Origin of the sequence: Marinovum sp. PR37 (genome assembly GCF_028807375.1) — a bacterium.
Classification (GTDB): domain Bacteria; phylum Pseudomonadota; class Alphaproteobacteria; order Rhodobacterales; family Rhodobacteraceae; genus Marinovum; species Marinovum algicola.
Map to the genome: position 1 here is coordinate 183,333 of NZ_JARAML010000007.1, position 12,553 is coordinate 195,885.

Genomic DNA, 12,553 nt, shown 5'->3' on the forward strand with positions numbered 1-12,553 from the left:
TTATTACCACATTTGAGAAAACGGTCAACAGTTGACCTGAAAGACGCTTAGGGACGGAGCCACACGTGAGACCGAATATCCTTTTTATCATGTCCGACGATCATGCCTCCAAGGCGATTTCCGCTTATGGCCACGGCATCAACCAGACCCCCGGCATCGACCGAATCGCCAATGAGGGGATGCGGCTGGATCATTGCTACGTGACCAATTCGATCTGCACGCCGTCGCGCGCGGCGATCCTGACCGGCACCTACAACCACGTGAACGGCGTCACCACGCTCGACACCCATATCGACAACCGCTGGCCGAACGTGGCCAAACATCTGGCGCAATCGGGGTATCAGACCGCGATGGTGGGCAAATGGCATCTGGGCGAAGGCAAGCCGCATGAACCCACCGGCTTCGACTATTGGTCGGTGTTGCCGGGCCAGGGCGATTATTTCGACCCGCTGATGATCGAAATGGGCGAGGAACGGACCGAGCCGGGCTATGTCACCGATATCATTACCGACAAGAGCCTGAACTGGCTGAAAGAGCGCGACAGGGATCGGCCATTCTTCCTGATGTGCCATCACAAGGCCCCGCATCGCAATTTCGAACCCCATCCGCGCGACCGCGACATGTTCGACGGCCGGGATATCAAGGTGCCGGTCACCTATAATGATGATTATGTTAATCGCGCCCGTGCCGCCAAAGAGGCCCGGATGCGGGTGCGGATGGATCTGAAATACGCCGATCTCGGGCTGATCCAGCCCGAAGGCGGCGCCGAGGTGGGCGAACGCTGCACCCCCGGCGATGTCGACCGGCGTGTGCCGCATCCCGAAGATCCGCGCGGGCTGGTTCTGATCGACCGGCACAGTGGCGAGAACTTCACCTTCGAGACGGAAGAGGAGCTCGCCCTGTTCAAGTACCAGCGCTACATGAAACGCTATCTGGCGACGATCCACGCGGTCGATGAAAACGTGGCCCGCATGCTCGACTGGCTGGACGCAGAGGGTTTGGCCGAGAACACCATCGTCATCTATACCTCCGATCAGGGCTTCTTTCTTGGCGAACACGGCTGGTTCGACAAACGTTTCATGTACGAGGAGTCGCTGCAAATGCCCTTCCTCATCCGCTACCCGAAGGCCATCGCCCCCGGCAGCGTGGCCAAGGCGATCGCCACCAACGTCGATTTCGCCCCCACCTTCCTCGATTATGCCGGCCTGCCGGTGCCGAGCTATATGCAGGGCCGGTCGATGCGCCCGGTGCTGGAACGGGACGCGCCCGAGGATTGGCCCGACAGCGCCTATCACCGCTACTGGATGCACAAGGACGAACATCACAACGCCTGGGCGCATTACGGGCTGCGCAGCCATCGCTACAAGCTGATCTACTGGTACAATTCCGATCTCGGCCAGCCCGGCGCCCATGGCCCCGACGAGCCGCCGGAATGGGAGCTGTTCGATTGCGAGACCGACCCGCTGGAACTGGTCAACGTGGCGGATGATCCGGACTATGCCGATGTCTTCGACGAGATGCTGGCGCAGCTTGATGCCCGCATGGCCCAGATCGGCGATGTCCCCGAACATGACAGCAGCGCCGCGCGATCCGCGCGCAGGGCCGCCTGAATGACGGGCCCGGCGCCCCTGCCCGGCCTGCTGCGGCCGGCGCGGCATCGCCTGTCCGAGTTGGTGGGCGATCTGCGGCAACTGGCGTCGGTGCAGCGAATTGCCCTGCGCGACGGCCCCGACCGGGGCCTGCCGCTGCTGGCCTTTTCCACCGGCGGGGGCCTCGATTTCCAGATCAAGGAAAATGGCACGCTGGACATTCGCAGCCTGCACTTTCGTGGCCGTCCCGTCGGCTGGCAGCATCCGGCGGGCGAGCCGGGAAATCGCGAGCGCGCCTTGACCGGTTTCCTTGTGACCTGCGGGCTGGAAAACGTGCGCGCGCCGCGCGCCGGCCTGGCGCAACATGGCTCTCTGGCCATGTCACCGGTGCGTGTCACCGGCGTGGGCGAAGATTGGGCCGCCGCGCAACCGCAGCTTTTCGTCGAAGGCGAAATCATCCAGCCCCAACCCAATGGCGCCGTGTTCCGCCTGCACCGCCGGATCACCGCACCAATCGGCGCGGCCCGTCTGACGATCAGCGACCGGATCGAAAACATCTCGGCCACGGCGGCCGAGATGATGATCCTCTATCATCTCAATTTCGGCTTTCCCGTGGTGCAGCCGGGCTGCACGGTTGCTTTGGGTGCCCGCCGGATTGTCGAAATCGCGGACAGCGAGATCACCTCGGCACCCGGCGCACCAGAATGCCACCCGGTGGATCCGGCGGCGCAGGTCCGGTTGATCTGCCCGGCCGGCGCAGACTGGCCCGGGCTTGACATCAGGCTCGAATTCGACGGCGCCTCGCTGCCCTATCTGCAAACCTGGCGCGATGCCCGCGCCAGCCGAAATATCCTTGCACTCGAGCCGTGCAATTGCGCGCTTCTGGCCGATGGCACCAGCGGCCCCGGCCCGACCCTGCGGCCCGGCGCGCATTGGCATGGGCAGCTGTCCATGACCTTCGCCTGAAGGTCGCGGCCCTTTCCGCCAGCACCTGGAGCCGCGGAAAGGGCGCCGGGCTCAGAGATCCGCGGGCAGAAGCGCCTCCGGCATGTTCTGGTAACACACAGGTCGCAGGAAACGGCGGATCGACAGGGTGCCGACCGAGGTTGCGCCAAAGTTGGTCGAGGCCGGATACGGGCCGCCATGTACCATGGTATCGGCCACTTCGACACCGGTCGGGAAGCCGTTGACCAGCAACCGCCCGGCCTTGCGCTCCACGATGGGCATCAGCCGGCGCGCCGCTTCGGTGTCGCCGTCGTCCATGTGCAGTGTGACGGTCAGCTGCCCGTCGAGCCCTTTCGCCAGCGCCGCCATCTCGTCGGCGCCCTCGACCCGCACCACGAGGCCGAGCGGGCCAAAGACCTCTTCGCCAAGCGCGTGATCGCCGAGATAGACGCTGGCCTCGGCTTCGAAGAGATTGGGCAGCGCCCTGCGGCCCTCGCTGTCGGTGGTGAGCACCGGGCGCACCCCGTTCCGGCCGTCCAGCCGCGCCGTGCCGTCGCGATAGGCATGCGCAATGCCGTCGGTCAGCATGACCTGCGCCGGCGCGTCTTTCAGCGCCTCGGCCGCCGCCCGCACAAAGGCGTCGCCTTCGGCGCCCCGGGCCACCACGGCAATGCCGGGATTGGTGCAGAACTGGCCCGCGCCCATGAGCAGCGATGCCGCCCAGCCTTCGCCGATGGCCGCGCCCCGCGCCTTGACCGCCTCGGGCAGCAGGAACATCGGATTGACCGAGCCCAGCTCGCCGAAAAACGGGATCGGCTCGGGCCGTTGCGCGCAGAGATCGAAGAGCGCCCGCCCGCCGCCGAGCGACCCGGTAAAGCCCACCGCCTTGATCAGCGGATGCTGCACCAGCCGCTGGCCGACATCGCGTTTGCCGCCCTGGATGAAAGAAAAGACGCCCCGGGGCATGGCACATTTTTCCGCCGCCGCCTGCACCGCCTCGGCGACGATCTCGCCGGTGCCGGGATGGGCGGAATGACCCTTGACCACCACCGGACAGCCGGCCGCCAGCGCCGCCGCGGTGTCGCCGCCGGCGGTGGAGAACGCCAGCGGAAAGTTCGAGGCGCCAAAGACCGCGACCGGGCCGATCGGACGTTGCACCATGCGCAGATCGGGGCGCGGCAGCGGCTGCCGCTCCGGCAGGGCCGCGTCGTGGCGGCGGTCGAGGTAGTCGCCCTCCAGGATATGCGCGGCAAAGAGCCGGAGCTGGCCGGTGGTGCGGCCGCGTTCGCCGTTGAGCCGCGCTTCCGGCAGGCCGGTTTCCCGGCTGCCGATCTCGGTGATCGCCTCGGCGCGGGCCTCGATCTCGTCGGCGATGGCGTTGAGAAAGGCCGCCCGCTCGGCCCGCGTTGTCGCGCCGTAACGCCAGAAGGCCTCTTCCGCCGCCTCGCAGGCCTGATCGACCAGCGCCGGTGTGCCGCGGCTGAAGTCATGCGACGGGCCGTGTGCCGGGTCGGACGCAAAGGTCTGGTCCGAGCCGATCCATTCGCCAGCGATCAGGTGGTTTCCATGCGGGGCAAAGCTCATGCCGGGGTCTCCGTGTCTGGGTTGGGCGGCCGGGCGGTGCCGGCGTCCTGAAATACGTTTCTGATGTTTGTGACGGCCGAAGCCAGGTGACGGCGCAGCGCAATGGCGGTCGCCACCGGGTCGCGCTGCGACAGCGCCGCGATGATGGCGCGGTGCTCCGCCAGCGTCTGATCGCGCCCGGCGCGACGCTGCGAGGATTGAAAGCGCGCCCGCCAGAGGCGCGCATTGTATTTGCGGTGGGTGTCGATCAACGGCGCATTGCCGCTGGCTGCGACGATCGCCTCGTGCATCTGCATGTCGAGCTGAAAGGACTCGAGCGGCGAAAGCGTGCCCTCGCCCGCTTCCATCTGCTGTTGATACCCGGCCACCCGGGCGATCTCGGCGTCGGTGATCCGCGTGCAAGCCAGCTCGCCCGCCAGCGCCTCGAGCGCGCCCATCACCACCAGGTTCTGGGCGATTTCCTCGAACGGCGGATTGGCCACCTGCGGCCGCCGGGTGACCGAATATTCGATCAGCCCGTCCTGTTCGAGGATGGTCAGCGCGCGGGTCAGCGGCGTGCGGCTGATCCCGAGCGCCGAGGCCAGATCGCGTTCGGAGATCTGCGCACCGGCCGGCAGCTTCTCGAGCAGGATCAGCTCGCGCAGCTTGTCGGCCGCGACCTCGACCAGCGTGGCGCGCGGCCGCGCCAGCGTCAGCTCTCCTGTGTCCAGATCGGCGATCTCGGCCTTCCTGCTCATGTCATTTCCCCCAGCTCAGAACCACCGGCTCCAGCGGCCGGATCAGCCTGAGTAGGGACTCGCGCGTTTGCGGATGCAATGGCGGGATCGGGTGGCGGCAGAATTCCGAGCCGATCACCCCGCCTTCGACCATCGCCGCCTTGGCCGAACGAAAGCCGCATTGCCGGTTCTCGTGGTTCACCGCCGGCAGCACGCGGGCATAGGCGGCGGTGGCCGCGTCGAGATCGCCGGCGGCGAAATGGCCCAGCACCGGCTTGATCTGGTCGGGGATCATCGCGCTGGTCATCGCGCCGGTGGCCCCGGCCTCGAGATCGGCCAGCAGGGTGATCGCCTCTTCGCCATCAAACGGGCCCTCGATGGCATCGCCGCCCTCGGCGATCAGCGCGCGCAGCTTGGCGGCGGCCTGCGGACATTCGATCTTGAACAGCTTCACCATCTCGATCTCGCGTGCCATGCGCACCAAGAGCGGCACCGGCAGATCGACCCCCGAGAGCGGCGCATCCTGCACCATGATCGGCAGGCCGACTTCGCCGACCCGGGCGAATTGCTCGAAGGTCTGCGCCGCCGTGCCTTTCAGAAGCGCACCGTGATAGGGCGGCATCATCATCACCATGGCGGCGCCGTGATCCTTGGCATGGCGCGCGCGGTCCACGGCGATCTGCGTGGCGTAATGGCTGATTGTGACGATCACGGGCAGACGTCCGGCCATATGGGCCAGCGACACCTCGGTCAGCCGGCGGCGCTCTTCGTCCGAAATCAGGAATTGCTCGGAGAAATTGGCCAGGATGCAGATGCCGTCGCTGCCCTGATCGACCATGCAGTCGATCACGCGTTTCATGCCCTCGTAATCGACGCTGCCGTCCTCGTGAAAGGGCGTGGGCGCGACAGGCCAGATGCCGGAATAGACGCTCATTCGGTGATCTCGAAATTGTGGAGGTGTTTGTCGGTGATGGAGATGCCAAGGCCGGGGGTTTCATCATCGAGTTGCAGGAAGCCGTCTTCCGTCTCCGGGTCGCCCTCGAAGATGTAGTAAAACAGCTCGTTGCCGACCTCGACGTCGAAGACCGGAAAATATTCGCTGATCGGGCAGTTCGTGTTGGCCATGGTCAGGTGATAGTTGTGCATCTGCCCGGCATGCGGAACGACCGGGATCTGCGCCGCCTCGGCGATGGCGTTGATCTTTTGCGCGGCGGTGATGCCGCCGACCCGGTTGGTGTCATATTGCAGCACGCTGACGGCGCGGCGGTTGATCAACTCGGCGCAGCCGATGACCGAGAATTCATGTTCGCCGCCCGAAATCGGCACGATGCCCATGGCGTTCAGTTCGGCATAACCCGCCACATCGTCGGCAATCACTGGCTCCTCGAGCCAGCGCGGCTCGTATTTCGCCAGTTTCGGCAGCATCCGCTTGGCGTAATCGAGGTTCCAGCCCATGTAGCATTCGAGCATCAGGTCGCGGTCATAGCCGATCACCTCGCGCAGCGCCTCGACCCGTTTGAGGTTCTCGCGCATCCCCGCCATGCCGTCCTTGGGGCCATAGCCGAAGCGCGATTTGAAACCGGTATAGCCGTGTTTCATCGCCTCTTCCGCCTCGGCCTGCATGCTCTCGACCGGGCCGGCGTAGAGCTTGGAGTAATAGACCGGGATCTTCTCCTTGGTGCGGCCGCCGAGCAGCTTGAACACCGGCTTGCCCACCAGCTTGCCCATCAAATCCCAGATCGCGATGTCGATGGCAGAGATTGCCGTCATGCCCACGCCCTTGCGGCCCCAGGCGTGGCTGCGGCGGTACATCTTTTCCCAGAGATAGGCGTAATCGAACGGATCCTCGCCCAGAACCAGCGGCGCGAACCATTCGTCGATCGCCTGTTTCACCAGTTTCGGCGCCAGCGCCGCATTGCCGATGCCCACTGTGCCGTCTTCGGTCTCGATCTCGCAGGTCAGCCATTGGTGAAAGCGAAAGCTCTCCATGGCGTCGCCCTTGATCCACAGGGCATCGGACGCATTGGTGCAGAAATTGCCCGACGGCGGCACCGTCGGCCCGGTCCAGCTCCAGACGCGGGTGCGCACGGATTTGATCTTGGTCATCAAGGCCCCTCTCTTGCTCTCCTGCGCGGCGCCAGGCCCGCGCCGCGACTCGTGATGACATGGTCATAGCACGTAATCGGAATTTTGGAATGCCAAAATTCCGAAAAGCCAAAAACCTGTCCCCCGGCGCCGTAAATGCGCCGGGGGACAGGTCATGACTGCCGAAAGAGACTGACGGGAACCGGGGAGTTCAGGCCGCGTCGGCGGCCCCGCCGGCAAAGACCCGGGTGCGCTGCGCATCCGGGGTCAGCCAGACGGTATCGCCGGGCCGCACCGCCAGCCGTTCCGGCGTCAGCACGGTGATCGCCTGCCCGCCCTTGCGCACCAGAAGCTCGGTCGCGGCGCCGGTCGGCTCGACCACCACCACCTCGGCGCTGATCCGCCCGGCCGCGGCCTCAGACGCAATGGTGAAGGCCTCGGGCCGGATGCCCACGGTTGTCCGCCCGGGCGCGGCGGGCGTCGCCAGCCGCAGCGCCTCGCCATCGGCAAACCGCGCCAGGGTGGCCTCGCCGGCGCCCACCTCCAGTTCTAGCAGGTTCATCGTCGGCGAACCGAGGAAGGCGCCGACAAAGGCATTGGCCGGGTTGTCGTAAAGCTCGAGCGGCGTGCCGATCTGTTCGATCTCGCCATCGCGCAGCACGACGATGCGGTCTGCCAGGGTCATCGCCTCGACCTGATCGTGGGTTACATAGATCGTGGTGGTGCGGAGCTTCTGGTGCAGCTCCTTCAGCTCGGCCCGCATCTTGACCCGAAGCTTGGCGTCAAGATTGCTGAGCGGCTCGTCAAACAAGAAGACCTCGGGCTTGCGCACGATGGCACGGCCCATGGCGACGCGCTGCCGCTGGCCGCCCGACAATTGCCGGGGCAACCGGTCGAGGTATGGCCCCAGCCCGAGGATATCCGCCGCCCGGTCGACCTTGGAGCGCCGCTGCGCCTCTTCCTCGCCGGCCAGCCGCAGCGAGAACGACATGTTGTCGGCGCTGCTCATGTGCGGATAGAGCGCGTAGCTCTGAAACACCATCGAGATCCCCCGGTCGCGCGGCGGCACGTCGTTCATCGCCGCGCCGCCGATCTCGAGCGTTCCGGCGCTGATGCTCTCCAGCCCGGCGATCATCCGCAACAGCGTGGACTTGCCGCAGCCCGAGGGGCCGATCAGCACGACAAATTCGCCGTCCTCGATATCGAGAGAGACATCCTTGATGACGTCGACCTTGCCGTAACTCTTGGACAGGCCGTTCAACCAAACATGTGCCATGTCATTCCTCCTGATTGCCGGATGAAAAGGTGTAATGCAGCCGGGTCTGCCAGCTCTCGCCGGGGGCCAGCCAGGTGCCCGGTCCGCTGGTGCCGTCTGCCGCGCGGGCGCAGTTGCAGGGCTCGAGCGCCAGAACGTTGCGGCGCGGCCGGGCATCGCGCCAGATCTGAAAGAACGGCAGATCGCTTTCGATCCGCGCGCCGACGGCGGGCCAGTCGGCAGAGGCCGGCCGGGCGATCCAGGCGACACATCCGCCCGGCACCGGGTGGCAGGTGGTTTCCCGGTCCTCGGCCTGCACTTCCGCGCCATCTAGGTGCAGGGTGGTGTCCTCCGCCACCATCGGAAAGCCGAAATTGGTGTGGTAAAGCACGCGCATCTCGGCCCGCTCCGGCCCGATGTTCTCGACCCGGTCGATCAGCGTCAGCGCGGCCCCGCCCACCGGCGCCTCGATCCGGCGATGCAGCCGGAAACAGGCGCCGCCCATATGCGCCGTGGTCACCACACCTTCGGCAAAAAGCAGCGGATCGGGGCGATCCCAATCCTCGCCACAGGCCGTCACCCGCGCCGGTGTCAGCGGCAGGGTGCCATGCAGCGGCAGGCCGTCACGCGGTTGGCGGACGTTGTCCAGCCCGCAGGTCACCAGAAAGCCCGACAGGGCGCGCTGGATGCCGGTGCCGCCATCGGCCTGCGCATCATGCAGCCCCGGCGCGACGAAGCCCGCCGGATGCTGCCAGGCCAGCGGCATGCCGCGGAAACTCAGCGGGCCGATATCGAGACTGCGATCGGCCAGCAGCCAGAAGGCCAGCCCGCCACCGGTGTCGAAGCTCAGCGCCCGGACCCCGCGTTCCGCCCCGTCATCGAGCGTGATCCGGCGCACGGCGGCCAACTGGCGCAGGTCGGGCACCCTTTCGGCCCAGTCCCGCCTCATGCCGGCACGGCTTCGGGCAGAAGGTCGAGCCTCGCAAAAGCCTCTTCCGGCGCGTCCAGCCCGCGCATCAGATCGGCCATCTGGCCGGCCAGCCGCGCCTCGAGCGCCGGATCGTCAAGCGCCGCCGCCTGCCCCGGGTCGCGCTCCAGATCGAACAGCCGGGTCTCGCTCTCGATCAGGCAGCCGGGGCCATAGGCGTTCCACATCGCCGATTTCTCGCTTACCGGCACCCGCAGCAGCGGCATATCGCGGCTGAAGGGCATCGGGGGCGCAAGCTCGGCGCGGGTCAGCTCTTCGGGATGGAAGAAGTCAAAGATATGCGTCGGCATCAGGGTGTATTGATAAACTTCCTGCTCGGCCATGTCGGGCGGATAGCGGTGATAGCTGTGCCTTCCGTCGGTCAGATTCACCGCCCCGCCGAAATAGCCATAGATCAGCGCCTGATGGGCCGAGGGCTTGCCCGCCAGCATCGGCCGCAGCGAGGGCGCCACCATCTGCGGCGGGCGCGGGGTGTCAAAGAGATCGAGGATGGTGGCCGCCAGATCGGGCGTCTGGCTCAGGCCGTCGACTTGCGTGCCATCGGCCGCCGGATGGCCCGGGTCATGGACAAACATCGGGATCTGCGCGATCTCGCGATAAAGCGTCATGCGGTTCTTGGCCCAGAGATCATGCTCGCCCAACAGGAAGCCGTGATCGGTGGTGACGATCAGCGCCGTATCCTGCCAGAGCCCGTCGCGGTCGAAAGCGTCGAGTACCTGCCCAAGCAATTCGTCGCACATCGCCAGCGAGGCGTGATAGCTGGCGCGCAGCTCCGCCTGTTCTTCCAACGGCCGGTCGCTGTACCCGTATTCCGGCCAATCCAGCGCCGGGCCATCGGCGCGCGCCCCGACGATGTCGCGAAAGCGTTTCGGCGCAAAGAACGGCTCATGCGGGGCAAAGGTCTCGATCTGGAGAAACCAGTTGTCGGCCGCCTTGTTAGCCTCGATGAAGTCCACCCCGGCGGCAAAGGTCTGAAAGCTGGGATGGCCGGCCTCGTCCTCGATGAAATCGCGGTTGACGACGTTGTGGCGCTTGTAGCTGCGCGGCTTGCGCGACACCTGGGCCGGGTCAAAGCGCCGGTCAATCGCCGGCCAGTCCGGCGCCGCGACGCCTTTCCAGCGGTCGCCTTCCTGGCCGCGAAAGAATTCGTGACTATCATAGCGGTTGTGATAGGTGGCGCCGCCATCTTCCCAATAGTGGAAGTGATCGGTGACGAAATGGCTATAGACACCCTTGTCGCGGCTCAGCACCTCGGGGAAGGTCACGTCGAAAGGCTCGATCGGTCCCCAGCTGCGGTGCAGGAACGACATCCGGCCGGTCAAAAGATCCCGCCGCGCCGGCATGCAGGGCATCGAGCCGACATGATGGTTGTCGAACCGCGCACTGCGCGCCGCCAGCCGATCAAAGTTCGGCGTCGGCACCGTATCGCCGCCATAAGGCGAGAGCGCGTGGCGATTGAGCGAGTCGAAGAGGACAAGAACCGTTTTCATGACAAACCCTTATTTCACCGCGCCAGAGGTCAGGCCGCGGACAATGAACCGTTGTGCAAAGAGCAGAAGCAGGAAGGCCGGCAGGATCGACAGGGTCGAGGCCGCCGCCATTTCGGTAAAGGCGATGGTATTTTCCTGGGCATATTTGCCGATGCCAAGCGGCACCGTCGCGGTCTGTCGCTGGCTCAGCACCAGAACCACCGGGAATTCGTTCCAGCTGAAGATGAAGGTCAGGATGCCGGTCGCCGCCAGCCCCGGCCGCACGATGGGAAGCACCACATGCCAGAGGATCTGCGGCACCTTGGCGCCATCGATCTGCGCCGCCTCCACCAGCTCCTTGGGCACGTCGCGGACGAAGACGCCCATCATCCACAGCGCCATCGGCAGGTGCAGCGTGGTGTGAGCGAGGATGATGCCGGTGTAGCTGTTGTCGAGCCCGACCGAGCGGAACATGGTGAACCAGGCGCCCGCCAGGGTGATCGGCGGCACCATGTGAAAGATCACCGACCAGCCGAGCAGCGAATGCAGCACCCAAGCGGGCCATTGCAGGCGGTAGAGCGAAAAGGCCGCCAGCGTCGCGATTACCAGCACGAGGAAGGTGCTGATCAGGCCAATCACCATGGAGTTGGCGAAGTTGCGGGCGAAATCCGAGGTCTTGTCGAAGATCACGTCGAGAAAGCCGTCGAGGTTGGGGGTAAAGAGCACCTTGCCCATCAACAGGTCGATCTGGGTCTTGAAGGCGGCCGAGACGATCCAGAAGAAGGGAAAGAGCACCACCAGCGCAAAGCTCATCAGCACGAGGTGGCGGATCACGCTGACCTGGCGTTCCGATGCGGTGAAGCGGCGGCGGCGCGGCGCGGTCAGCGCGGTGTGGGTGTCGGTCGCATGGGTCATGCCTTGGCTCCTTTGCCGGCGGTGGCGCGGGTGGCGGCGATGATGCCGGCGGCGATGACCGCGATCACCGCAATCGACATGGCGGCGCCATAGCCGGTCTGATCCTCGGTGAAGAACCGGCGATAGATGGTAAAGCTGATCACTTCGGTCGAGGTGCCAGGCCCGCCGCCGGTGAGCAGGTAGATCTCGTCGAACACCTTGAAGGCCAGGATCATGCGAAACACGAAAGTCACGGCGATGGTGGGCAGCATCAGCGGTAGGGTGATGTGGCGCAGCTGTTGCCAGCGCGAGGCACCGTCGATCTTGGCGGCCTCGAAGATATCATCCGGCAGGCTTTCGAGCCCGGCCAGCAGCAGCAGGAAACAGAACGGCGTCCAGTGCCAGACATCGACGACGATCACCGACAGCAGCGCCAGATCGGGGTTGCCCAGCCAGTCCTGCGGCGCCAGGCCGAGCCAGAGCAGCAGGCTGTTCAGCACCCCGAAATCATAGGAATACATCAGCTTCCAGATCGCGCCGATGATGATGCCGGGCACCAGGATCGGCAGGATGAAAACCGTCCGGTAGAACACGCGCCCGCGCACCACCCGCGTGGTCAGAAGCGCCAGAATGAAACCGATCAGCATCTGAAGCGCCACCGCCACCACGGCAAAGATCAGCGTGTTCAGCGCGCCGGCGCGCAGCAGGTTGTCCTGCGGCAGCCTGGCGTAATTGGCCAGCCCGACCCAGTCCCAGACGGCTTCGCGGTTGATCCATTCCACATCGTGGAAGCTCAGCGCCAGCAGTTTGATCAGCGGCAAGATGGTGAGCAGCGCAAACAGGACAAGCGCAGGCCAGAGCGTCGCGTGACGCCAGAAGGTATCGGTTTTCATCGGTGGGCTCCGTGAATTTCGGCGGCCGCGGGCAGTGCCGCGACCACCAGGGAGGTTACTGGAGCAGTTCAGGCGCGGGAATGTCGTAACCGGCGTCCTGCATGACCTTGGTGATCTCTTCGGCGGCGGTGTTCA

At 65.5% G+C, this 12,553-nt stretch carries 11 protein-coding genes; 2 read left to right on the forward strand and 9 right to left on the reverse strand.

The features are described 5' to 3' along the window. Positions 1–65: 65 nt before the first annotated feature. Both PVW49_RS08730 and PVW49_RS08735 read left to right on the forward strand, forming a co-directional pair. A complete protein-coding gene (locus PVW49_RS08730) occupies positions 66–1,610 on the forward strand; it encodes a sulfatase family protein (protein WP_074837121.1) in 1,545 nt (514 codons plus the stop codon). Next, positions 1,611–2,555 carry a DUF4432 family protein gene (locus PVW49_RS08735; RefSeq protein WP_274590367.1) on the forward strand — a complete coding sequence of 315 codons (945 nt, stop codon included), beginning with the start codon at positions 1,611–1,613 and terminating at the stop codon, positions 2,553–2,555. A 51-nt stretch (positions 2,556–2,606) separates the two neighbouring features. Here PVW49_RS08735 and PVW49_RS08740 read toward each other — a convergent pair whose 3' ends face one another. The 9 genes from PVW49_RS08740 to PVW49_RS08780 form a co-directional block, all read right to left on the reverse strand. Beyond that, entirely contained in the window at positions 2,607–4,118 is a 1,512-nt protein-coding gene (locus PVW49_RS08740) for an aldehyde dehydrogenase (NADP(+)) (RefSeq protein WP_274590368.1), read from the reverse strand. Next, on the reverse strand, positions 4,115–4,855 hold the full coding sequence (locus PVW49_RS08745; RefSeq protein WP_274590369.1) for a GntR family transcriptional regulator: 741 nt from the start codon (positions 4,853–4,855) through the stop codon (positions 4,115–4,117). The genes PVW49_RS08740 and PVW49_RS08745 overlap by 4 nt, the downstream gene beginning before the upstream one ends. A 1-nt stretch (position 4,856) precedes the next feature. Next, a complete protein-coding gene (locus PVW49_RS08750) occupies positions 4,857–5,768 on the reverse strand; it encodes a dihydrodipicolinate synthase family protein (RefSeq protein ID WP_274590370.1) in 912 nt (303 codons plus the stop codon). Continuing rightward, on the reverse strand, positions 5,765–6,940 hold the full coding sequence (locus PVW49_RS08755) for an L-rhamnonate dehydratase (protein WP_274590371.1): 1,176 nt from the start codon (positions 6,938–6,940) through the stop codon (positions 5,765–5,767). The genes PVW49_RS08750 and PVW49_RS08755 overlap by 4 nt, the downstream gene beginning before the upstream one ends. Positions 6,941–7,130: 190 nt before the next feature. Further along, positions 7,131–8,195: an ABC transporter ATP-binding protein gene (locus tag PVW49_RS08760; protein ID WP_274590372.1), complete on the reverse strand. Its 1,065-nt coding sequence runs from the start codon at positions 8,193–8,195 to the stop codon at positions 7,131–7,133. Position 8,196: 1 nt separating this feature from the next. Next, positions 8,197–9,123, reverse strand: coding sequence for a DUF4432 family protein (locus PVW49_RS08765; protein WP_074837127.1), 927 nt, complete (start codon positions 9,121–9,123; stop codon positions 8,197–8,199). Beyond that, a complete protein-coding gene (locus tag PVW49_RS08770; RefSeq protein ID WP_074837128.1) occupies positions 9,120–10,652 on the reverse strand; it encodes a sulfatase in 1,533 nt (510 codons plus the stop codon). Before PVW49_RS08770 ends, PVW49_RS08765 begins: the two co-directional genes overlap by 4 nt. 9 nt (positions 10,653–10,661) lie before the next feature. Further along, a complete protein-coding gene (locus PVW49_RS08775) occupies positions 10,662–11,546 on the reverse strand; it encodes a carbohydrate ABC transporter permease (protein ID WP_048534974.1) in 885 nt (294 codons plus the stop codon). Continuing rightward, positions 11,543–12,418 carry a carbohydrate ABC transporter permease gene (locus PVW49_RS08780; protein WP_074837129.1) on the reverse strand — a complete coding sequence of 292 codons (876 nt, stop codon included), beginning with the start codon at positions 12,416–12,418 and terminating at the stop codon, positions 11,543–11,545. Before PVW49_RS08780 ends, PVW49_RS08775 begins: the two co-directional genes overlap by 4 nt. Between the last annotated feature and the right edge of the window lie 135 nt (positions 12,419–12,553).